This window comes from Virgibacillus sp. CM-4 (assembly GCF_000445495.1).
Lineage (GTDB): Bacteria > Bacillota > Bacilli > Bacillales > Amphibacillaceae > Virgibacillus > Virgibacillus salexigens.
In genome coordinates this window covers 334,170-356,023 of the sequence record NZ_AUQA01000002.1, presented here as the reverse complement: position 1 = coordinate 356,023, position 21,854 = coordinate 334,170, and the positions used below count along the sequence as shown (strand labels likewise).

General features: G+C 38.3%; 23 protein-coding genes. 18 read left to right on the top strand and 5 right to left on the bottom strand.

The genetic code is table 11. The features are described 5' to 3' along the window. Positions 1-74 precede the first annotated feature (74 nt). The 4 genes from dhaK to M948_RS25580 all read left to right on the top strand — a co-directional run bounded on the left by dhaK (position 75) and on the right by M948_RS25580 (position 3,127). On the top strand, positions 75-1,070 hold the full coding sequence (gene dhaK, locus M948_RS25595; protein ID WP_021289221.1) for a dihydroxyacetone kinase subunit DhaK: 996 nt from the start codon (positions 75-77) through the stop codon (positions 1,068-1,070). A gap of 10 nt (positions 1,071-1,080) precedes the next feature. Next, a complete protein-coding gene (gene dhaL, locus M948_RS25590; protein ID WP_021289220.1) occupies positions 1,081-1,701 on the top strand; it encodes a dihydroxyacetone kinase subunit DhaL in 621 nt (206 codons plus the stop codon). Between the two features lies 1 nt (position 1,702). After that, complete coding sequence (gene dhaM / locus M948_RS25585) at positions 1,703-2,086, top strand: dihydroxyacetone kinase phosphoryl donor subunit DhaM (protein ID WP_021289219.1); 384 nt, start codon at positions 1,703-1,705, stop codon at positions 2,084-2,086. Between the two features lie 93 nt (positions 2,087-2,179). After that, positions 2,180-3,127 (top strand): threonine ammonia-lyase, encoded by a 948-nt coding sequence (locus tag M948_RS25580; protein ID WP_021289218.1) that lies wholly within the window; start codon positions 2,180-2,182, stop codon positions 3,125-3,127. A 47-nt stretch (positions 3,128-3,174) separates the two neighbouring features. Here M948_RS25580 and M948_RS25575 read toward each other — a convergent pair whose 3' ends face one another. Further along, the gene (locus M948_RS25575) at positions 3,175-3,624 is read right to left on the bottom strand and encodes an Lrp/AsnC family transcriptional regulator (RefSeq protein WP_021289217.1); all 450 of its coding nucleotides are present in this window, start codon (positions 3,622-3,624) and stop codon (positions 3,175-3,177) included. A 261-nt stretch (positions 3,625-3,885) separates the two neighbouring features. On the opposite strand from M948_RS25575, the gene M948_RS25570 reads away from it, so the two are divergent. The 6 genes from M948_RS25570 to M948_RS25545 are packed head-to-tail and all read left to right on the top strand — an operon-like array spanning position 3,886 to position 9,659. Next, positions 3,886-4,869 (top strand): tripartite tricarboxylate transporter substrate binding protein, encoded by a 984-nt coding sequence (locus M948_RS25570; RefSeq protein WP_021289216.1) that lies wholly within the window; start codon positions 3,886-3,888, stop codon positions 4,867-4,869. Between the two features lie 11 nt (positions 4,870-4,880). Then, complete coding sequence (locus M948_RS25565) at positions 4,881-5,357, top strand: tripartite tricarboxylate transporter TctB family protein (protein WP_021289215.1); 477 nt, start codon at positions 4,881-4,883, stop codon at positions 5,355-5,357. 15 nt (positions 5,358-5,372) lie between these two features. Beyond that, positions 5,373-6,878, top strand: a complete 1,506-nt coding sequence (locus M948_RS25560) for a tripartite tricarboxylate transporter permease (protein WP_021289214.1) — start codon at positions 5,373-5,375, stop codon at positions 6,876-6,878. A 24-nt stretch (positions 6,879-6,902) separates the two neighbouring features. Next, positions 6,903-8,516, top strand: a complete 1,614-nt coding sequence (locus M948_RS25555) for a gamma-glutamyltransferase family protein (protein WP_021289213.1) — start codon at positions 6,903-6,905, stop codon at positions 8,514-8,516. 34 nt (positions 8,517-8,550) lie between these two features. Beyond that, complete coding sequence (locus M948_RS25550) at positions 8,551-9,132, top strand: chromate transporter (protein ID WP_021289212.1); 582 nt, start codon at positions 8,551-8,553, stop codon at positions 9,130-9,132. Next, on the top strand, positions 9,132-9,659 hold the full coding sequence (locus M948_RS25545) for a chromate transporter (RefSeq protein WP_021289211.1): 528 nt from the start codon (positions 9,132-9,134) through the stop codon (positions 9,657-9,659). Before M948_RS25550 ends, M948_RS25545 begins: the two co-directional genes overlap by 1 nt. Before the next feature lie 320 nt (positions 9,660-9,979). Here M948_RS25545 and M948_RS25540 read toward each other — a convergent pair whose 3' ends face one another. Together M948_RS25540 and M948_RS25535 are read right to left on the bottom strand one after the other, a co-directional pair. Further along, positions 9,980-10,795 (bottom strand): HAD family hydrolase, encoded by an 816-nt coding sequence (locus M948_RS25540; protein ID WP_021289210.1) that lies wholly within the window; start codon positions 10,793-10,795, stop codon positions 9,980-9,982. A gap of 455 nt (positions 10,796-11,250) precedes the next feature. Continuing rightward, positions 11,251-12,030 (bottom strand): DeoR/GlpR family DNA-binding transcription regulator, encoded by a 780-nt coding sequence (locus M948_RS25535; protein ID WP_021289209.1) that lies wholly within the window; start codon positions 12,028-12,030, stop codon positions 11,251-11,253. Between the two features lie 265 nt (positions 12,031-12,295). On the opposite strand from M948_RS25535, the gene M948_RS25530 reads away from it, so the two are divergent. The 7 genes from M948_RS25530 (at position 12,296) to M948_RS25500 (ending at position 18,693) form a co-directional block, all read left to right on the top strand. Next, complete coding sequence (locus M948_RS25530) at positions 12,296-13,408, top strand: MDR/zinc-dependent alcohol dehydrogenase-like family protein (RefSeq protein WP_021289208.1); 1,113 nt, start codon at positions 12,296-12,298, stop codon at positions 13,406-13,408. Between the two features lie 30 nt (positions 13,409-13,438). After that, complete coding sequence (locus tag M948_RS25525; RefSeq protein WP_021289207.1) at positions 13,439-14,716, top strand: MFS transporter; 1,278 nt, start codon at positions 13,439-13,441, stop codon at positions 14,714-14,716. A 174-nt stretch (positions 14,717-14,890) separates the two neighbouring features. Continuing rightward, positions 14,891-15,895: a dihydroxyacetone kinase subunit DhaK gene (locus M948_RS25520; RefSeq protein WP_021289206.1), complete on the top strand. Its 1,005-nt coding sequence runs from the start codon at positions 14,891-14,893 to the stop codon at positions 15,893-15,895. Positions 15,896-15,918: 23 nt separating this feature from the next. After that, positions 15,919-16,575: a dihydroxyacetone kinase subunit DhaL gene (dhaL, locus tag M948_RS25515; protein ID WP_021289205.1), complete on the top strand. Its 657-nt coding sequence runs from the start codon at positions 15,919-15,921 to the stop codon at positions 16,573-16,575. A gap of 186 nt (positions 16,576-16,761) precedes the next feature. Further along, positions 16,762-17,247, top strand: a complete 486-nt coding sequence (gene rpiB / locus M948_RS25510; RefSeq protein WP_021289204.1) for a ribose 5-phosphate isomerase B — start codon at positions 16,762-16,764, stop codon at positions 17,245-17,247. Between the two features lie 17 nt (positions 17,248-17,264). Beyond that, positions 17,265-18,215: a class II fructose-bisphosphatase gene (gene glpX / locus M948_RS25505; RefSeq protein WP_021289203.1), complete on the top strand. Its 951-nt coding sequence runs from the start codon at positions 17,265-17,267 to the stop codon at positions 18,213-18,215. Between the two features lie 193 nt (positions 18,216-18,408). Beyond that, positions 18,409-18,693, top strand: coding sequence for a hypothetical protein (locus M948_RS25500; RefSeq protein WP_021289202.1), 285 nt, complete (start codon positions 18,409-18,411; stop codon positions 18,691-18,693). Positions 18,694-18,730: 37 nt separating this feature from the next. Here the strand turns inward: M948_RS25500 and M948_RS25495 are convergent, their stop codons facing one another. Continuing rightward, positions 18,731-19,585 (bottom strand): CvfB family protein, encoded by an 855-nt coding sequence (locus M948_RS25495; protein ID WP_021289201.1) that lies wholly within the window; start codon positions 19,583-19,585, stop codon positions 18,731-18,733. A gap of 741 nt (positions 19,586-20,326) precedes the next feature. Between M948_RS25495 and M948_RS25490 the strand changes: the two genes are divergently transcribed. Then, complete coding sequence (locus M948_RS25490) at positions 20,327-21,118, top strand: SDR family oxidoreductase (protein ID WP_021289200.1); 792 nt, start codon at positions 20,327-20,329, stop codon at positions 21,116-21,118. A 60-nt stretch (positions 21,119-21,178) separates the two neighbouring features. Here M948_RS25490 and ytaF read toward each other — a convergent pair whose 3' ends face one another. Then, complete coding sequence (gene ytaF, locus M948_RS25485) at positions 21,179-21,790, bottom strand: sporulation membrane protein YtaF (protein WP_021289199.1); 612 nt, start codon at positions 21,788-21,790, stop codon at positions 21,179-21,181. Positions 21,791-21,854: the final 64 nt, after the last annotated feature.

Sequence of the window (21,854 nt, the reverse complement as noted above, 5' to 3'; positions counted from 1 at the left end):
GGTAAGAATGACCTCTTTTTTTCGTATTTAATCGAAATGTATTACAATAATAAGAAAGGAAAGGAGTCGTGCATATGAAGAAAATTATAAATGATCCAAATCAAGCAGTACAAGATATGGTAAATGGTTTTGTTGCAGCTTATCCTGACAAGGTGACATTAATACCTGAAACACTAGCAGTGGTTAGAAAAGATGCTCCAATCACTGGGAAGGTTGGTCTTGTCAGTGGTGGAGGAAGTGGACATGAGCCTGCACATGCGGGATATATAGGAAAGGGAATGCTTGATGTAGCTGTTGCTGGAGAAGTGTTTACATCTCCTACCCCGGACCAAGTTTTAGAAGGTATTAAAGCAGTGGATGCGGGAGAGGGTGTATTCTTAGTCATCAAAAACTATACAGGGGATGTCTTAAATTTTGAAATGGCTGCAGAACTAGCAGAAGCAGAAGGGATACAAGTTGAAAAAGTAATCGTAAATGATGACGTTGCAGTAGAGGATAGCTCCTTCACCACTGGTAGGAGAGGGATTGCTGGGACGGTTTTCGTGCATAAAATTGCTGGGGCTAAAGCAGAAGCTGGTGGATCGTTATCAGAGGTTAAGCAAGTTGCTGATAAAGTAGTTGCAAATGTAAGATCGATGGGAATGGCCTTGACTTCAGGTACCGTTCCAGCCGCAGGCAAACCGGGTTTCCAATTAGAAGATAATGAAATGGAAATTGGTATTGGTATTCACGGAGAACCAGGTATAGAAAGAAAGCCAATTGCTTCAGCGGATACGATTGCCCAAGAACTAACAGACCGTATCCTTGATGATATCGATATTTCCAATGGAAATGAAGTTGCTGTTTTAATTAATGGTTTAGGAGCTACCCCTGAAATGGAACTATATATAGTAAACCAGAAAGTTCAAGCCATTCTTCGTGATAGAGGGATAGAGGTTTATCGAACTTATATTGGGGAATATATGACTTCATTAGAAATGGCAGGCTGCTCGATTACGGTATTGCATTTAGATGATGAATTAAAGCTACTACTTGATGCACCGTCTGAAGCTCCTGCATTTCGAAGGTAGGAGGGATAAAATGGAATTAGATGTTTTAAAAACTGTAGAATGGATGGAACAAACAAATGAGAAAATGCAAGCAAAAAAAGATGAATTAACCACACTTGACCAGCCTATTGGTGATGGAGATCATGGAATTAATATGGCAAGAGGGTTTCAAGAAGTAGTCAATAAATTAAATGATACCGAATATAACGAGGTTTCTGCTGTACTGAAGGATGTTGCAATGACGTTAATGTCAAAAGTAGGTGGTGCTTCAGGGCCATTGTACGGTACTGCTTTTTTAAAGATCTCTACAGCAGTCAAAGGGGCAGGCACTGTCGAAAGAGACTTATTTGCTAAAGCTTTAACCGAAGCTGTTAATGGCATAAAGCAAAGAGGGAAAGCCACAGAGGGTGAAAAAACAATGATTGACATGTGGTCGCCCATATCTGAAGCATTCCAACAAGCAAGTGACTTTCGTCCAGAAGATATGATGGAGGCAGCCCAAGCCGCATTAGAAAGTGTAAAAGAATTAGAGGCAACCAAAGGCAGGGCAGCCTATTTTAAAGAAAAATCAGTTGGTCATCTAGATCCGGGTGCTGTCTCTACTTTTTATCTATTTGAAGCTTTAGCTGATGTTTGGAAAGGAGACAACTAATATGGCGTTCGTAGGTATTGTACTCATCTCACATAGTTCCCACATTGCCGAAGGAACAAAAGAACTCATTCGTCAAGTGATGAAGGAGGTTCCAATTGAAACAGCAGGTGGAACGGACGAAGGCGAGATCGGGACAAGTATTGAAAAAATCAACGCTGCCATTGAACAAGCCAACCAAGGTGAAGGAGTTTTACTGTTTTACGATATCGGTAGTGCGAAAATGAATGCAGAAATGGCGATTGAGATAACAGGTCGTGATGATCTGAAATTAATTGAGGCGCCAATTGTGGAAGGATCGTATGTAGCTGCTGTGGAAGCGGGTATGGAAAAAAACCTCGATGAAGTTTATCAATCTGTTACAAGATCGTTTGGAAAAAAGCAGTAAAAGATGGATCCTCGGCAGTTAATTGCCGAGGATATTTAAAAAAATTGAGATGCAAAGTTGGACATTTATTATAACTGGATATGGAGGAAGTTGATGGTCACATTCGAAGCGATAAAAATTGCACGACATACCATTGCCGATACGATAAATTCTACACCGATTTTACGTTCGACGCAGCTGTCAAAGTTATTTGGTAATCATATGTTCTTTAAGGCGGAACATCTACAACAGACTGGGTCATTTAAAATTAGAGGAGCAACAAACAAGGTCAAACAAGCAGTGAAGGATGGAGCTTCCCTTGTTACGGCTGCATCTTCAGGTAATCATGGGCAAGCAGTTGCCTATATTGCAAATCAACTAGGAATTCCAGCTACAATTGTTGTGCCAGAAGATGCAAACCAAAGCAAATTGAATGCGATTAAGGCTTACCATGGAAGTATTGAAAAATGTGGCTATACATCAGCTGATCGCTTACCAAGGGCTGAAGCATTAGCAAAAGAAAACCAAGGAGTAGTCATTCCACCATATGATGATCCATTGATAATTGCAGGTCAAGGGACCGTTGGATTTGAAATCCTGGAACAATTAGAGGACGTTGATGTCGTTGTTGTACCAATAGGTGGTGGTGGATTAATCTCCGGCATATTAACAGCAATAAAGGAAAAGAAGCCGTCAATTAAAATCATCGGCGTAGAACCGGACACAGCCCAAGATACATTTCTTTCCTTGCAATCTGGACAAATTACTAGTATCCCCCCAACCAGGACTATTGCAGATGGGCTTCGGACAACCCATCCTGGCCATGTAACATTTCCCATCGTTCAACATTATATTGATGATGTTGTGTTAGTTCGTGAGCCGGAGATAAAAGCGGCGCTTTCGCTAGTATTAGAGAGAATGAAACAGCTGATTGAGCCTTCTAGTGCTGTTACGGTAGCTGCAGCGATGTTCAATAAAATCTCAGTCCATAACAAAAATGTTGTTTGTGTACTGTCAGGAGGAAATGTTGATATTCGTCTAATTGAAACCATGATTCAATAAGTTAAATAAGCACGTAATGAATATAAATCATTCATTACGTGCTTATTTTATAGCTTAAATCCAGTTCGACTCTTAAAGCGTTTCAGAATAATGGAGCTTTCAACTCGAGTAATTCCTTCTACTGAGTATAACTCCTCATTTATAAAAACTTCTAATTTCTGAAAATCCTCTACCAGGACATGCATATGCAGGGTACTTGGACCAGTCATTTGGTAGATACTAGCAACTTGGGGGTGATCAGCCAGGTTCTGAGCAACTTCCTGCAACTGCATCGGTTCTACATCTACTTCGAAAAAAGCAGATACTTGTTTTCCGAATTTCTCTGAGTTGATAACAACCGTAAACTTCTCAATGACACCTTTTTCCTTTAAATTTTGAATGCGATCTTTTACAGCCACACGAGACAAACCAACTTTTTCTGCCAGTTCGACATAGGATAAACGGCCGTCTTCAGCAAGTTCTTCTAACAGCTTCTTATCAATGTTATCAAGTTTCATCGTTTTCGGCTCCTACATTTATTTTCAAGCTAAATCTAGTTTACCAGAATATCTTGGTAAGAAAAACTAGATGATACTGAAAATGTAAACAGCAACATAAAGTAAGAAAAATATCCCATTATAATTTCAATAGGAAGAATAATTTTTATTTAGGTTTATTTATGTCAGAAAAATATATTGACAGCTGTATAATTGTTTATTATTATATTAACTAATTTAACAAAAGTATGAAATTACTGAAAAATAAAAGGAGGAAATAAAATGTACAGTCGTTTGACTTGTATAATCGCTCTAGTTGGTTTATTTCTATTAACTGCATGTAGTTCCCCAAGTAGCGGAAGTGGAGAAGAAGCAGCTGCAAATTATCCTTCAAAGGATATTCAACTCGTCGTGCCTTGGGATGCTGGTGGGGATACAGATGCAATTAATCGCATCGTCGCTGAAGAATTAGAAAAGGAACTTGGCCAAAGTGTTGTTGTAAAAAATGTTGCTGGTGGAAGTGGTGTGATTGGGGCACAACAAGCAATGCAAGCAAACAATGATGGATATACCTTACTTGCCATCCATGATTCGGTAGCGATGTCGCAATTAACCGGACAATCTGATTTTGGATACTTTGATTTTGAGCCTGTTTCTTTAATGACTTCTACATATCAGCTTGTTGCAACTAATCCATCTAACCCCTGGGATTCAATGGAAGACGTTGTCCAAGATGCGAAAGCAAAACCTGGAGAGATTACCTATGCAGCATCTATTGGCTCTACATCACAACTAGAACCAGCGCTAATTCAAACTGCAGCAGATATTCAATTTAATATTGTCGGGTATGATGGTACGGCAAAACGAATGAAAGCAGTTGTTGCTAATGATGTCAGTTTAGGAAGCGTTTCGATCGCAGCAGGAAAAGATTATATGGAAGATGAACGAATGAAATTATTAGGCTATACAGGGGAGGAGCGAAGTCCAGAACTGCCAGAAGTTCCTACATTAAAGGAACAAGGAATTGATGTAATAAACGCAGCGAACAGGGGAATTGTTGTACCGAAAGATACACCAGAAGCAATTGTTTCAAAATTAAATGAAGCATTGGAGAAAGTTGCAAATAGTCCGTCATTTAAAGAAAAAATAGCTTCATTAGGTACGGAGGTTAACTTTAAAGGTACAGAAGCATATATTGAATTCTTAAAAAAAAGTGAAGAAGATATGAAAGATTCACTAGAAAAAAGTGGATTACTAGATAACTAGGAGGTTGTGCATTGGCAAATGCTAAACGTGATTTTATAAACGCGATTATCTTGTTAGCATTTAGTGGGTTTGCCTATTTCGGGTCAACACAAATACCCATTCAAGGTCTTGGGAAAACAGAAGCAGACTTTTTCCCAACGATCGTTATTTCTGTATTAGCGATTTTAAGTATTTGTTTGCTGATTATAAGCATGTATCGTATGACAAAAGAAAAAAGAATGGAGAAAGTAGCTATTCGTAAAGTGATTAAACGGAATAAAAAAGTGGTGGCAACCTTCGGATTATTTGCAGGCTATGTTTTTCTTTTGCCATATATTGGATATTTTATTGCGTCTGTATTATTCCTGATCAGTTTATACATAGTACTTGCACCAACTAAAAATAAATTAGGATTAGTCATTTTAGGGATGATCGGGTTAATTTTGCTGTTATATGTAATATTTCAACAGGCATTATCCGTGTTTCTACCTCCTGGAATGTTCTTTTAAAGGAGCATCGTGTAAATGGAATCAATACTATTAAGTTTTGAAGCAATTTTAAATGTAAAAACCATCCTTATTTTATTCATTGGGGTCATTGCTGGTATTATAGTAGGGAGTATACCTGGGTTCACTATAACGATGGGGGTAGCTTTGACGTTACCGTTTAGCTTTGGAATGGAACCAGTGAATGGGATTGCGCTGATGATGGGGGTACAGGTTGGTGGCAGTTCAGGAGGCTTAATAACCGCCTGTTTATTAGGAATTCCGGGGACACCATCCGCGATGGCAACAACGTTTGATGGATATCCGATGGTTAAAAACGGTCAGCCAGGTAAAGCACTAGCCATTGGTTTATGGTCTTCCTTTATAGGCTCCATTATTTCTGGAATCATCTTGATTTTTACTGCACCGATATTAGCAGAGTGGGCATTAGAATTTGGTCCATGGGAAATGTTTGCATTAATGTTATTTGGAATCAGTGCTATAGCTAGTTTAAGTGAAGGGTCGATGTTAAAGGGATTAATTTCAGGAAGCTTAGGTATTATGTTTGCCCTGGTTGGCTCTGACCCGCTTACTGCAGTATCGCGCTTTACATTTGGGTTTACAGAACTGATGGCAGGTTTTAACTTCTTACCGGTACTAATAGGGATATTTGCCTTTTCTCAGTTAATGGACGATATCCGGAAACCACCGAATCAATTAACATTAGACAGTACTGCACCGATTTCCTATCCCATTTTTAAAACAATACGCGATTTATGGAAATCTGGAGTTAATGTTGTGCGTTCGAGTCTTGTTGGTACATTGGTAGGTATTCTGCCTGCTGCAGGTGGTAGTATTGCTAATATATTAAGTTATGATATTGCTAAAAAGTTTTCAAAGCAGTCGCATGAGTTTGGAAAAGGGAACAAAGATGGCTTAATTGCTGCTGAATCTGCAAATAATTCATCTATCGGTGGTTCACTTGTTCCAATGCTATCATTTGGAATTCCGGGAGATGCGGTCACAGCAATGATGTTAGGTGCCTTATTGATACATGGAATTCAACCAGGACCATTATTAATGCAGAATCAACCAGTCTTGGTATATGGAATATTTATTTCGTTTTTCTTAGCAGCCATTTTAATGTTGGTTGTACAAAGTTTTGGAATCAAAGCATTTATGAAAATTAATCAAATACCGCATCACCTATTAGTTCCCATTGTTTTACTATTATGTGTCTTAGGTAGCTATGCAGTAAACAATCGAATCTTTGATGTTTGGGTTCTATTGTTTTTTGGGATAATCGGATTTTGGATGAAAGCCAATAAGTTCCCGCTAGCCCCGTTTATTTTAGGTATTATATTAGGCCCGATGATTGAAGAAAATTTACGACAGGCTATATCTGTAAGTGCTGATTTATCTTTATTTTTGACACGCCCACTATCTGCAGTATTAATTGTGCTTTCTATTATTTCAATGGGATATGGAATTTATAATAATATGAAAAACAGAAAGAAAACAGGAGAAGATTCACTCGGTCAATGATAAGAGAAGGGGAGTATGACTTACATGGAATTTTTTAATTCACAGACGTACCCATATGCTGTTCCAAGGCAAGCAACATATGCGAAAAACGGTATGGTTGCAACATCTCAGCCACTTGCTTCACAAGCAGGTCTTGCTATTTTGAAACAAGGAGGTAATGCAATTGATGCCGCCATTGCAACAGCAGCTTGTTTAACAGTTGTAGAACCTACTTCAAATGGAATAGGTGGGGACGCATTTGCTTTGGTGTGGACGAAGGGAAATCTACATGGCTTAAATGCTAGTGGTAGATCTCCAAAAGCAATATCAATCGATGCAGTAAAAGAAGCTGGACATCAAGCAATTCCAAAATTTGGCTGGATTCCAGTTACGGTCCCAGGTGCACCAGGAGCTTGGGCAGAACTCTCGAAGCAATTTGGAAAACTTCCTTTACAAGAGGTGCTAAAGCCTGCCATTCTCTATGCACAAGATGGATTTCCTGTGTCACCAACATTAAGCAAGTTCTGGAAGAAGGCTTACGATGTGTTTAAAGCGCAATTAACAGATGATATGTTCCGTGAGTGGTTTCAAACGTTTGCACCAAATGATCGTGCACCAGAACCTGGAGAAATTTGGAGCTCGCCTAATCATGCAAAGACATTGCAGGAAATCGCAGAAACAGGTGCAGAATCTTTCTATCGTGGAGAATTGGCTGAGAAAATAAGTAACTTCTCCCAGGCAAATGGTGGATTTTTAGATCTGGATGATTTAGCATCCTATCAGCCGGATTGGGTGAGTCCGATCAAAGTCAACTATCATGGTTATGACGTATGGGAAATTCCACCTAATGGCCAAGGAATTGTTGCTTTACAAGCTTTAACTATTTTAAAAGGTTTTCATTTCACAGCCAAAGATTCAGTAGATACATACCATAAACAAATCGAAGCGATTAAATTGGCATTTTCTGACGGGCAAGAACATGTAACAGAGGAAAGGTATATGAAACGTTCAGCAGAAGAATTGCTAAGTGAAACTTATGGAAATGACCGAAGAAGCTTGATTGGTGATGCAGCCATGCAGCCAGAAGCGGGTGAACCTTCATTAAGCGGTACCGTCTATTTAGCTACTGCAGATAATGAGGGGAATATGGTTTCATTTATCCAAAGTAATTATATGGGATTTGGATCTGGTCTTGTAGTACCGGGAACTGGTATTGCGTTGCAGAATCGTGGTCATAATTTCTCTTTGGATCCGAATCATGTCAATGTATTAGCAGGAAATAAACGAACGTATCATACCATTATTCCTGGATTTTTAACGAAAGATACGCAACCGATTGGCCCATTTGGAGTTATGGGTGGTTTTATGCAGCCGCAAGGACATGTGCAAGTCATCATGAATACGATTGATTTTCATTTAAACCCACAAGCAGCATTAGATGCACCTCGTTGGCAGTGGATGAAAGATAAACAAGTGGAAGTAGAACACCGTTTCCCACATCATATCGCAATGGATTTAGCCAAAAAAGGACATGATATTCGCATCCAATTAGAACCGAATAGCTTTGGAAGAGGGCAGGTTATTTGGAGGGATCCTGATACAGGTGTCCTCGTTGGAGGAACAGAATCTCGTACAGATGGCACGGTAGCGGCTTGGTAAATAAAAATAACAACTTAGAAGAGGTACGTGACATATGAAAACACATTGGAATATCTTTATTGCGTTCTTTCGGGTTGGTATGTTGGGATATGGTGGTGGACCCAGTTCCATACCGCTGGTTCACAAAGAAGTAGTCGATAAATACAAATGGATGAGTGAAGAGGAATTTGGTGATTTATTAGCATTAGGCAATACATTGCCAGGACCAATTGCTACAAAACTTGCTGGTTATATTGGGTATCGTGTATCTGGTATATGGGGAATGATCAATGCTGTTTTAGCAACGATTTTTCCAACGGTTGTCCTTATGATTATTTTATTATCTTCCTTGTCATCTATTAAAGAATATGACTGGGTACAAGGAATGACGGCAGCGGTAATACCTGTTGTTGCAGTTATGCTTGCTACGTTAACTTGGCAATTCGTCCAAAAAGCAGGAAAAGGGATGGGATGGGTACAAACAGGTATCTTGTTGCTAGTTGTGTTCATTTTGCTGCAATTTCTGCAAATACATCCAGGAATTATCATAGCAACATTATTAATCTTAGCGCTTATTAAAAAAGATAAAAACCCTGAGCAAGATACGGCAGTCACCGAAAGGGAAGGTGATTCTTAATGATCTACTGGGAAATATTTCTGGCCTTTTTCATACCAGGAATTTTAGGCTACGGCGGTGGGCCGGCTTCTATTCCTCTGGTAGAAAATGAAGTGGTTACACGCTACGGCTGGATGAATGTTCAGGAATTCAGTGAAGTGCTTGCACTGGGAAATTCACTGCCAGGACCAATCGCTACAAAGATGGCTGGTTACATTGGTTATGATGTTGCGGGGATTCCGGGTGCTGCCATAGGTGTTTTTGCTACTGTTGCCCCGTCCCTACTATTAATTATTGTCTTATTAGGAATACTTTATAAATATAAAAACTCACCGAAAGTAAAGCGAATGACGCTCTATATACGGCCGGTTATTGGTATTTTATTAGGAGTAATGGCTTGGCGCTTCTTTAGTGAATCCTATGAAGGTATCGGCTTATGGCAGACAGTCATTCTAACAGTGGTTAGTTATTTGTTAATTGAACGGGTAAAATTACACCCAGCATTTGTCATCGGTGGGGCACTTATTTATGGCGGGTTTTTCTTGTAAATAGAAAGGTTAGCTTCATAGCTAACCTTTCAGAGCTTGTAGTGAAATCAGATGTTTTTTTGCAAGCTTTTTTTAGTCTCGCCGGGGAGAAAACCACTCGCTTTCCGTGGGCGAACGCCCAAGTCTCCTCGCGAAACTCACGCTGCGGGGTCTTGGCTCGCTCGTTATTCTACAGGAATCTCGTAGTTTTCGTCCCACAGAACGGTGGCTTACGTATTGCCCAGGGGAAGGGTGTGACGACATTAGCACCCATTAGAAAAGACTGTCAAATACGTTCTCGACAGCCTGAAAGGTTAGCTCTTTAGCTAACCTTTCTCTTTTTATTTCACTAACCCTAGCTTTTTCAGGCCATTAAAGATACCTGAATTATCAACAGAAGTCGTTTGATGTTTGGCATATGGGAAAAGTTGAGGATCGCCATTTTCCATAATGAATCCTTCACCAACTGTTTGCAGCATTTCTTTATCGTTCATCCCATCTCCGAAAGCAATCGCTTGTTCTTTGTATAGCTGAAGGTGATCAAGCACTTTCTTCACAGTTTCTCCTTTATTTACGCTGTCGCGAATAATATCATAACAGTTAGAAACTCCATTTACATTGACTCCAGATAAGTGAATATCTTCCTCAATCGCTTCATACCATTGCACTTGTTCAGGGCTGACATTCATTATGGAAGCCCCGAGAATATGGTCAAGTGAATCATCTGTGAGTTTTTCATTTTGTTTTAGCTGAAAAACTTCTATGAAGTCTTTGGTAGCTGGACTGGATAAGGAAGTAAAATAATTTTTTTTCGTTGTATAACATACAAGTTCATGTTGATGCTTGCTGGCAATTGATAGAAATTCCTCTAAAGTATTACGTTTCATCGGTTCATTGACAAGCGGTGTATCTTGATACACGGCATAGGAGCCATTATAACCAATGTATGCATCAACTCCCAATTCATGCGCTAAATCATTGACTTCATGAAGTGGTCTTCCTGTGCATAGAAACACAAGTAACCCTTGTTGTTGTACTTGCTTAATTGCCTCTTTTGTAGAGGGTGTATATGTATGGTCTGGCTTTAAGATGGTACCATCAATATCGAGGAATAGAATTTTATAGTTCATGGACTTCTCCTTTGCTTGTTTAATCATTGCTTGTTCCTTCTATTATTCAAATACGAAAAGCATTTGTCAATTCGTATGAAATGGGAGAAGCTTATTTAATGGTAACGCCACCATCCATGACAATTTGTTCTCCTGTAATTAAATTCTATTTCTTTTTTCGCTTTTTCCCCTGTCCATCCCTTTTTTCCTAACTCTGTAAGAATAACAATAGGTGAGATTGTATTTATATTGATGTGAACTGGCGCTCATTCATAAGCAAGGGATTTGTCCTACTCTAAATTGTATTCCATGTAAATCCTCTTTAAGTAATTAAAAAGGTGTGTTTAAATTCATAGAGATCATTCCTTTTTGGAAGTGACCGTTGAAGCAGAAATCAATATCAGAAAGGAATACCAATTTTTAAATAGCACTATCGGTTAGAGAGTTTTTAAATAATCAGATAATATTCATCAAAAAAGTAGTGGGCTTTGTTATCCCACTATTCAAGTCTCATTCGTAATAATAGTATCAATATGATGTGCGTCTAACTTGTTTAGAAATGGCGACTCAATTGGTTGATCTGTGATTAACCGGTCAATTTGACCAAATTTGGCAAATACAGCACTGGATGATTTACCAATCTTAGAAGAATCGACCAATGCTATTACCTTGGAGGCACGTTGTACGATCTCTTTTTTAATTTGAACTTCATATAAGTTAAAGTCCTCTAGTCCGTTTTCCAAGGAAAATCCATTTGCAGACGTAAACATAATATCAATATTTACATAATCAAGAATATCAATTCCTAAAGTACCTTCAATTGATGTTGATTTTTTGGTAACGACACCACCAATTAATATCACAGTGATATCCGGATTATCTTTTAACTCGATCGCTGTTTGCAGGCCGCTTGTGACAACAGTTAACCGTAACGAGGTGGAATTTAATAATCGAGCCAATTCCAGAGCGGTAGAACTTGCATCAAGTAAGATACATTGTTTTTCTTCTATTAAATCTAGTGCTCTTTTTGAAATTTGTATTTTCTCTTTTTTATTCTTTTTTTGTCTTACATTAAAGCTTGTATCATTTTCTTTATCTTCATTAATTACTGCCCCACCATGCGTTCTTGTTAACAACCCATCGTTCTCCATTTTATTCAAGTCTGTTCGTAACGTTGCCTCAGATACCCCGATTTGGGAAGCGATTTCTTTAACTGTAATTCGCTTCCTTTCATGAAGAAGATCAATAATTTTACTTCTTCGCTCACTAGCAAACATTTTCATGAAGTTTCACCCTTATATTTATTCTACCTTCATCTTATTGTATTTCACTGCATTTATCAATATAAATTCAATTATGTTTTTGTTTTCTGTCGTTTTTAATATAAATTAAACAAAATAATTGAAATCGAAAAAAATCAAAAAATAATATTGACAATGTGAAAATGAATGATAACATAGAATTAGAAATTGAAAACGATTTCAAAGTTTTCAATCATTCCAATGATGTCTTATACTCCAAAAATTTGATTTAAAGGGAGATGGAAGTATGGAAAAAGCAGTGGAGAAACATGCTGTGAAACAGCAAGAAATACCTGAACATATGAAGGCTATTGTTGCATATAGCCCAAAAAATTATAAATTTGAGGAGCAAGTGGAAACACCAAAATTAGAAAATGACAAAGAAGTTATCATCAAGGTGGAAGCTTGCGGAATATGTGCTGGTGATATCAAAGCATATGACGGTGCACCTAGTTTTTGGGGTGATGAAACACAACCAGCTTATATAAAAGCGCCGATGATACCAGGGCATGAATTTATTGGGCATGTTGTCCAAAAAGGAGATGCAGTAACCGACTTTAACATTGGTGATCGTGTGATATCAGAGCAAATTGTCCCATGCTGGGAGTGCCGTTTCTGTAACCGTGGTCAATATTGGATGTGTGAGAAACATGATTTATACGGATTTCAGAATAATGTAAACGGTGGTATGGCTGAATACATGAAGTTTACGAAAGAAGCTATTAATTATAAAGTACCTGAAGATTTACCAATTGAAGATGCGATTTTGATTGAACCATATGCTTGTAGTCTCCATGCTGTTCAACGGGCTCAAGTGCAATTAGGGGATATCGTTGTATTATCAGGTGCAGGTACGTTAGGGCTTGGGATGGTAGGAGCAATAAAGAAGGCTGGTCCGAAAAAATTAGTTGTTTTAGATATGAAAGAAGATCGGCTTGAATTAGCAAAACAATTTGGGGCAGATGTCGTATTGAATCCTAGTAAAACAGATGTCGTGAAAGCAATTAAAGAGATGACCGAGGGGTATGGATGTGATATCTATATTGAAGCGACTGGGCATCCTAAGTCAGTGGAACAAGGACTTCATGCGATTCGTAAGCTTGGTAGATTTGTAGAGTTCAGTGTGTTTGGAGAACCGGTATCCGTTGACTGGAGTATTATAAGTGACCGAAAAGAGCTTGATTTATTAGGGTCACATCTTGGACCGTATTGTTATCCACTTGTCATTGAAGGAATTTCAAATGGAGACTTTCCAACTAGTGGTGTTGTAACACATCAATTACCTTTAGAAGCGTTTGAAGAAGGGTTTGAACTAATGAAGAAAGGTGAGCAATCGTTAAAGATTATATTAAAACCTTAATGATTCCATGACAAAAGGGGGGAGAAAGTTATGCCAAATTTAAATAACCAAACATTTTTAGATAAGATTGGTATCCCTGCTAACTTAGCGTGGGGATACTTTGGGGTACTTATCTTTATGATGGGTGATGGACTAGAATTAGCTTGGATTAGTCCATATTTAGTTGACCAAGGTCTTTCCGTGCAGCAAGCTGCATTTCTTACCACTTCTTATGGTGTTACAATCGCAATTGCTGCCTGGTTATCTGGGGTTTTAGTAGAAGCATTTGGACCACGGAAGACTATGACAGCGGGGTTAGTCTTATACTTAATTGGCCATGTGCTATTTGTTGGCTTAGCGATACCAAACCTTAATTACGGATTAATGATACCTACCTATGCCATTCGTGGGTTTGGATATCCATTATTTGCATATGCGTTTCTCGTTTGGATAACATACCGAACACCACAGCATCAATTAGGCACAGCTGTAGGTTGGTTCTGGTTTGTATTTACTGGTGGACTAAGTGTGTTAGGTGCTTATTATTCTAGTTTTGCAATTAATACAATTGGACATATTCCTACGATGTGGACAGCAGTGTTTTGGGTGCTGGTAGGAGCGTTCTTTGCACTGATCGTTAACCGGGATAAATTTGAATTGGAAGAAAAGAATAGTGCGGATAGTAAATTTAAAGAGCTAATCAACGGAATAACCATTTTAAAAAGAGAACCAAAAGTGGCAATTGCTGGCTGTGTTAGGATTGTTAACCAAGCCTCTCAATACGCTTTTCCACTGTTCTTACCTATTTATTTAGCTGATCAAGGGATAGAAACGACGGTATGGTTAAATATTTGGGGAACGATCTTTATTTCAAATATTGCTTTTAACTTGATATTTGGTTATGTTGGCGACAAATTAGGCTGGAGAAATACGGTTATGTGGTTTGGAGCTGTTGGCTGTGGGTTCTTTACGCTATTAATGTTTTACGTACCACAGGTATTTACAGGTAACGTTTTCTTAATTGGGACAATTGGTATGTTATGGGGAGCTTGTCTAGCTGGCTTTGTCCCATTATCTGCTTTAACTCCTTCTCTAGTTGGTGATGGGGATAAAGGTGCGGCAATGTCCATTTTGAATTTAGGGGCAGGATTATGCGTGTTTGTTGGTCCAGCTCTAGTTACTTTATTCTATGACTTGATTGGTACACAAGGATTAATGTGGTTACTAGCTGCATTATACTTTGTGGCAGCATTTTCAACTAAATTCTTGAAATTACCAGAAGATCAATTGGAAGGTTCAGATAAAGAGGAAGCACACTCTGTTGTGTAATGGAATAATAGTATTGTATGGAGAGCCCAAATTTGACCTCTCCATACAGGATATAAACCAATTATGATAAACTTATAGATAGTAAAATTATTGATTTTTCATAAAAATAGAAAAGTATAATAGCGAAGTATTTGCACGTTTAATTATAACTATTTAAATGAGAGGTGTGCATCGATGAAGAAACTGTTAAATAACCCAACGAATGTGGTAGAAGAGATGCTAGAAGGATATGTAAAAGCACATCCGGATTATATCAAACAATTACCTGAAAACCAACGTTCACTCGTCACAGTAAGGGAAACAAGAGATGATAAAGTTGGTATCCTTATTGGTGGCGGATCCGGGCATGAGCCAGGCTTTATGGGTTATGTTGGAGAAGGGATGGCAGATGGTGTAGCAGTTGGTAATATTTTTGCATCACCCTCACCAGATCCTATTTTAGAAGTAACAAAAGCAATTGATAAGGGTGCAGGAGTTGCTTACTTATATGGGAATTACGCAGGTGATGTAATGAATTTTGGTATGGCGGCTGAAATGGCTGATCTAGAAGAGGAGATTCAAGTGCAAGCAGCATTGGCTACGGATGACGTAGCATCTGCTCCCAAAGAAGAGCAGGAGAAACGTCGTGGAATTGCTGGAGAGCTGTTTATCTTTAAAGCTGCTGGTGCAGCAGCTGAATTTGGCTATGATTTAGAAAATGTCATCCGAGTGGCAGAAAAAGCAAATGCTAATACGCGTTCTATGGGAGTAGGATTGTCTCCATGCTCTTTACCACAAACAGGAGAGCCCAGTTTTGAATTAGGTGAAAATGAGATGGAGATTGGATTGGGTCATCATGGAGAACCTGGTATAGAAAAAGGGCCATTAGAAACCGCTGATCATGTTGCCGAGCGTTTAGTGAAAGATATATTGGAAGATATGCCAATTAATCAAGGGGAACAAGTAGCTGTTTTAGTAAATGGTTTAGGTTCCACACCACGAATGGAATTATATCTCATTTATCGAAGAGTTGAACAATTACTAGCTGAACGCGGGATCGTCGTATATCGTTCCTATGTCGGGGATTATATTACATCTTTAGAGATGGGTGGATGTTCAGTTACGGTAATGAAGCTAGATGAGGAATTAAAACAGACGATTGATCATCCTGTGAATTGTCCAATGTTTGTTCAAAAATAAAATCCTAATAGGAGGATCAAATAATGGAGCTAACATCTAGAGATTTAAAGGATTATTTCCACTTAATTGTAAATATGGTTGAAGAAGAAAAGGATTATTTATGTGAACTTGATCGTAAAATTGGTGACGGAGATCATGGTGTTACGATGTCTATTGGCTGGCAAGCTGTAAATGAAAAGCTCGTAAATGAGTTGGTTGACGAAGAAGACCCTGCGAAAATAAGTCTTGTTGTTGGGAAGACATTTTTAAGTGCGGTTGGATCATCTGTCGGACCGCTGTATGCAACCGGCTTTATGCGAGGGGCAAAAACGTTGAAAAATAAAAATACACTACATGATAATGATCTAACAGCATATTGGGTAGCTTTTGCAAATGGAATTAAAGAGCGAGGGCAAGCAGAAGTAGGCGATAAGACAATGGTGGATACGCTGGAACCATTTGCCGAATCATTGACATCCCAATTTGCAGACACGCAAGATTTCCTGACCGCTTTTCAAATTGCGGTTAACGATGCAAAAAAGGGGATGGAGTCAACGAAAAAGCTTATCTCAAAGAAAGGACGTTCAAGTCGCTTAGGTGAACGTTCTGTTGGTGCACAAGATCCAGGGGCAACTTCTGTATACTTCATACTTGCGACCTTCTTAAGTTTTATTGAAGAAAGAAAAGCAAAAGTAAGTTAAACATTATTATGAATAGAAGAGAAAACAATAGGAAATGAAAAAAATAGGGTCAGAGATTTTTTTCTGATTCTTTTTTTCGTCCAAATCCAACTAAACGAAAAAAAACGATTAAAAACGAAAGTATTAAAGTTGTTTTTTGTTGTAAATTAATTTAAAATGAAAAAATAAATAGGGAGGATGTTCAACATGAAGATAGGGATTGGCAGTGACCATAACGGATTTGAATTAAAAGAGGCGATTAAAGAATTCATATCAAGTACAGAGCGTGAAGTGGTTGATTATGGTTGTCATTCCTGCAATGCAGTGGATTATCCAGATGTTGCTTTTGATGTTTCGAAGGCGATTAGTGAGGGGGATTTGGATCGTGGTATTTTAATATGTGGAACGGGCATTGGTGTATGTATAGCAGCAAATAAATACCCGGGTATAAGGGCAGCGCTTGCTCATGACACGTATTCAGCAGAACGAGCTCAATTAAGTAATAATGCTCAAATTCTTACCATGGGCGCTCAAATTATTGGTGTTGAACTTGGTAAGAAGGTGGTTGAGTCCTATCTAAATGCAGAATGGGCAAACGGATCAAAACGAAAAGTTGATAAAATTATAGAAAATGAAAATAAATTTTTGCGTGATCATTATCAAGAAGCAGCTGCAGGTAATCAGTGTAGTTAAATGGGAGGTTTCATTTGATGGAAGCTTTATTATTCGATTTCTTAAAAGTTACCGAATTAGCTGCAATTGCATCGAAGCCCTGGGTTGGTAGTGGGGATAAAATTGCTGCTGATGATGCCGCAACGACGGCGATGAGAAGACAATTAAATGCGATGAATATGCAAGGCACCATCGTCATTGGTGAAGGGGAGATTGATGAGGCTCCAATGCTGTATATCGGAGAAAATGTTGGCACAGGGAGGGGGGGTCCAGCAATTGATATTGCTGTCGATCCCATTGAAGGAACTACCCCGACGGTCAATGGCCAACCAAACGCAATTACTGTTATTGCAGCTGCGCCAAAAGGTACGCTGCTTCACGCACCAGATATGTATATGAAGAAGTTAGCAGTTGGTCCAAGAGCAAAAGGGAAAATTAATATTGAAGCGTCTTTGGAAGATAATATGATAGCAGTGGCTAAAGCTCAAAATAAAAAGATTAGTGACTTAACGGTATTCATTCAGCAACGTCCTAGACATCAAGAGTACATTGATGAAATCCGAGATATTGGTGCGAATGTACATTTATTCAATGATGGAGACGTAATCTATGCAACATCTACTTGTATGGAAGATTTAAATATTGATATGTTTTTTGGAATTGGTGGTGCTCCTGAGGGGGTATTAGGTGCCGTTGCAGTTAGGTGCCTTGGCGGTGAGATGCAAGCGAAGCTGATACCAAGAAATGAGACAGAGATCGAACGTTGTTTGGAAATGGGAATAACGAACCCGAATGAAGCCTTATCCCATTCGCAATTGGTTCAAACAGATGAATGCATATTTGCCGCGACAGGAATAACAGCCAATCTATTTTTAAATGGTATAAAAACAGGAAATGGAAACTATTTAACACATTCGATTTTAGTTAACGGGAAGGATCAACAATTACACTATATTGAAAGTATGCATCAGATTCTTGAGACAGCCTAGTGCCTTACTGGTTGAAACATGAACCTGTATAACCCTTTGCCATATGTAGACACTAAGGGAGAAAATATATAGATAGAAATGCGGCATATAGGTTATGTAAACGCAACCGGAAAATCCATTTCTATAATTGACTTTACTCCCGTTCAATTGTAGACTATACTAAGCAATATATTTATTGTATGAGGTGAAAACAATGGTTCAACCAGTACTTACAATTGGAGCAATTTTAGCAGCCATTCTTATTGCGCTTAGTTTCGTTCTTATTAAAGCAACATCGAAGAAAAGCTATGTTGCCTACTTCCCTGGTTTCGTTGTTGCTACAGCAGGAATTGTGTTTCTAGTGTTAGCTACGATGGCTGGCAAGGTAGACATTATGGGAGCTGGTTTTGGTGGCTGGGGTATTGCATCATTATTTGCCGCTGCAATTGGCTTGATTATTACAGCTTTAACAGATTCTTTTGCGAATGCGAAAGCATAAAAGAGCGGATAATATATCCGCTCTTTTTTAATGTTTATTACTGAATTAGATAGGTATTACCTTGTTTCTGCTCCACTTTTCCTTCTTTCATTAGCTTACCCAAGGCTCGTTTAAAAGCAGCTTTGCTTATTTGAAACGTTCCTCGTATATCATCTGAATCACTCTTATCACTAAACGGAATAACACCATTATTGGCTTCTAAGTGTTGTAAAATGACTTCTGCATCTTCATACATACTGTGCTGTTTTAATGGCCGAAGTGAAATATTTAATGTGCCGTCAGATTTAACTTCAATTACTCTGCCAGTAACTTGTTCCCCTAAACGCGGTTCCTCTTTTCGCTCGGTATGATGAATAAACCCACGGTATTCTTGATTCGTAATAACTGCAGACCCTTCTCTGCTTGTATGGTATACGGTTCCTTGTATGGTAGTATTTAAGAGCGAATCAGGTGCTAATTCCACCATTCTTGCCATTACCCCTTCTGATGCTGGTATTGCTAGTAGTCGTCCTTTCCTGTCTTTGCCTAATGTGACAAAAAGACGATCATCCATTTGTGGCCAAACTTCCTCAAATAAAGGAAGATCATCCTTAGAAACGAGGATTTCTTTTGTCGTACCAATGTCAACAAAAACACCAAGATTAGGGAGGACGTTTTTGACTTGTCCCCAACCGTACTCATCCATCTTGACATTAGGCAAATAGGAAGTGGCAACAACCTTTCCTTTTTTGTCCATGTATAAAAAAACATTTACTTCTTGATTCGGTCTTAATTCATTCTTTGCTTCATTGTAATGCAAAAGAACTTCATCCATTTCAAATGTTAGTACATAGCCTGTATCAATAATTCGATCAACGATCATCGTTTGGGTAGTTCCGATTAAATGTTTCAATTACATTACCTTCTTTCTATATGTATTGGAAAAGGGATACTCATCTTAAGAGTACCCCTTTGTTTTTAAAGTAACACATAAGTTTTTCATTTTATTGAGAGTAAAAGCTGGATAAAGCTATTACTCCTTTTATTTTTACTCCCGATAAATGTTCATCGGGTGGGAAATTCTTATTATCCAATGTTAAAATTAATTAAACTGTATGAAATATGCAGCATGCCATATTTCTCTTTGTTTCATCTTCGATGATTTTTATTTCGAATTTCACTTTAACCGCGGTATATGTTCCACTGGATGTCCTCTAACTTAAGCAACGTAAGCCCTACCTGCTCTTACGTCCTTGCGACCCCGAAGTCGCGCCAGTGTGAATAAGCATCTTCAAAAACATTGTAGAATGCCAGATCACTTATCTGTTACTTCGGTTTATTAACCTTATTATATTCTCATATACTGTTTGAAATGTCAAGAAGGTATGGAGTTTTAATGTTTGATAACGAAATGAAATGTTTCTTATGGGTGTATTAGGGGTATTCAACTAACACGGATAAAACGAAAGGATGAGAAAGATGATACGTACGATTTTAATGATTATTGGAGCAATTGTCGTAATTGGTTGGATCGTCTCTTTATTCTAATTAACGATAAGATTCAAACTTTTAAATAGTTAACTCGAAATACTTCCTTTATAATGGATGAAGGGAAAGTCATTTCGGGTTTTTATATGTAGAAGGAGATGATTACATGGATATGCAGTTACAAGATAAAACAGTCATTGTAACAGCTGGGAGTAAAGGTTTGGGGAAAGCTATTGCTACAGCGTTTGCTGAAGAGAGAGCAGTTGTCTATATTAGCAGTCGTAATGAAACAAATCTCAAGCAGGCAGTGAAAGAGATCAAACAGAAGACGGGTAATAATTCCGTTTCTTATGTTGTTTGTGATATGAAAGATCCTCAAGCGATTAAGCAAATGATTCACTCTATTTTAGACCAACGGAAAACAATTGATGTGTTAATTAATAATGGAGGAGGACCTCCAGCAGGAAGTTTTTTAGAAATGAACGATGAAGATTGGTATCATGCCTTTGAATTAAACTTACTTAGTTTTATACGAACGATTAGAGCGGTAGTACCACAAATGCAACAGCAGCAAGCCGGTCATATTGTCAATGTTGCATCGTCATCAATTAAGCAAGCCTTAGATAATTTGGTGCTTTCAAATACAATGCGTCCAGGTATTGTCGGATTATCTAAGACATTGGCTCAGGAACTAAGCCAGGACAATATATTAATCAATACTGTGGGGCCTGGTTCAGTAAAGACAGACCGAATTCTTGATTTAAATCGAAAACAAGCTGGAAAGCTAGGGGTATCAGAAGAAGAAGTAATGAACAAAGCAGAGGCCCAAATACCAATGAAACGTTATGGAAGACCAGAAGAATTTGCAAAAGCAATCCTGTTTTTAGCTTCAGCTTCCAATACGTATATTACTGGGCAGTCACTAATTGTTGATGGCGGGTTAATAAAATCCTTATAATTTAGAGTGAAAGGGAAACCCAGTGTTCCTTACATTGTGTTTCCCATTATATTCGCACTCTTAGTGGAATAAGCTAGTTATTCCCAAAGCAATTAATAGAAGTGGCGGAAGAAACGTCATTCGTTGTAATTGTCTGCTTTTAGCTAACCATATCCCTGCTTTTAATCCACAAAATAGAAATGTACCACTCATTATTGCAATTAAACCAGCTGTTAAAAATGCCCCATAGCCTAACATAGAGGCGCCAATTCCAGCACCGAATGCATCAAGCGCTAATGCCGAACCTAGCAGGATTGCCTCGGTTGGAGAAATAACACCAGAGCGATCTAAGTCAGCTTTATCTGGAGTAGATAGAACAGTGGACAAAATATTTTGATTGGTATCTTTCTCTTCTATTTCTTTTCTGGGAGTGATGCAATTAAATAACGCAAAGCTCCCTAGTATAATTAATATGCTTCCACCAAGCATCCCAGCAATATTTGGAGAAAGAATGGAAGTTAACATAATTCCAATCGTCATTGACAGCAAAACGATAATACCTGAGCAAAGCATAATAATAAGTAATGCATTTAATGGTACACGAATATTTCGCATGCCATAAGTTATACCTACTCCAAACCCGTCTAAGCTAACTGCAATAACTAAAAAAATTAAACCAGTATAAAAAAGCATGGCACCAATTCCTTTATCTATTTCTAAGGTATTGTATGGTTATTTTATATTTGTTGTGCGTATC

Coding starts and splice junctions, on each gene's coding strand:
- dhaK (WP_021289221.1), top strand. CDS start 75: ATGAAGAAAATTATAAATGATCCAAATCAAGCAGTACAAGATATGGTA.
- dhaL (WP_021289220.1), top strand. CDS start 1,081: ATGGAATTAGATGTTTTAAAAACTGTAGAATGGATGGAACAAACAAAT.
- dhaM (WP_021289219.1), top strand. CDS start 1,703: ATGGCGTTCGTAGGTATTGTACTCATCTCACATAGTTCCCACATTGCC.
- M948_RS25580 (WP_021289218.1), top strand. CDS start 2,180: ATGGTCACATTCGAAGCGATAAAAATTGCACGACATACCATTGCCGAT.
- M948_RS25575 (WP_021289217.1), bottom strand. CDS start 3,624: ATGAAACTTGATAACATTGATAAGAAGCTGTTAGAAGAACTTGCTGAA.
- M948_RS25570 (WP_021289216.1), top strand. CDS start 3,886: ATGTACAGTCGTTTGACTTGTATAATCGCTCTAGTTGGTTTATTTCTA.
- M948_RS25560 (WP_021289214.1), top strand. CDS start 5,373: ATGGAATCAATACTATTAAGTTTTGAAGCAATTTTAAATGTAAAAACC.
- M948_RS25555 (WP_021289213.1), top strand. CDS start 6,903: ATGGAATTTTTTAATTCACAGACGTACCCATATGCTGTTCCAAGGCAA.
- M948_RS25550 (WP_021289212.1), top strand. CDS start 8,551: ATGAAAACACATTGGAATATCTTTATTGCGTTCTTTCGGGTTGGTATG.
- M948_RS25545 (WP_021289211.1), top strand. CDS start 9,132: ATGATCTACTGGGAAATATTTCTGGCCTTTTTCATACCAGGAATTTTA.
- M948_RS25540 (WP_021289210.1), bottom strand. CDS start 10,795: ATGATTAAACAAGCAAAGGAGAAGTCCATGAACTATAAAATTCTATTC.
- M948_RS25535 (WP_021289209.1), bottom strand. CDS start 12,030: ATGAAAATGTTTGCTAGTGAGCGAAGAAGTAAAATTATTGATCTTCTT.
- M948_RS25530 (WP_021289208.1), top strand. CDS start 12,296: ATGGAAAAAGCAGTGGAGAAACATGCTGTGAAACAGCAAGAAATACCT.
- M948_RS25525 (WP_021289207.1), top strand. CDS start 13,439: ATGCCAAATTTAAATAACCAAACATTTTTAGATAAGATTGGTATCCCT.
- M948_RS25520 (WP_021289206.1), top strand. CDS start 14,891: ATGAAGAAACTGTTAAATAACCCAACGAATGTGGTAGAAGAGATGCTA.
- dhaL (WP_021289205.1), top strand. CDS start 15,919: ATGGAGCTAACATCTAGAGATTTAAAGGATTATTTCCACTTAATTGTA.
- rpiB (WP_021289204.1), top strand. CDS start 16,762: ATGAAGATAGGGATTGGCAGTGACCATAACGGATTTGAATTAAAAGAG.
- glpX (WP_021289203.1), top strand. CDS start 17,265: ATGGAAGCTTTATTATTCGATTTCTTAAAAGTTACCGAATTAGCTGCA.
- M948_RS25500 (WP_021289202.1), top strand. CDS start 18,409: ATGGTTCAACCAGTACTTACAATTGGAGCAATTTTAGCAGCCATTCTT.
- M948_RS25490 (WP_021289200.1), top strand. CDS start 20,327: ATGGATATGCAGTTACAAGATAAAACAGTCATTGTAACAGCTGGGAGT.
- ytaF (WP_021289199.1), bottom strand. CDS start 21,790: ATGCTTTTTTATACTGGTTTAATTTTTTTAGTTATTGCAGTTAGCTTA.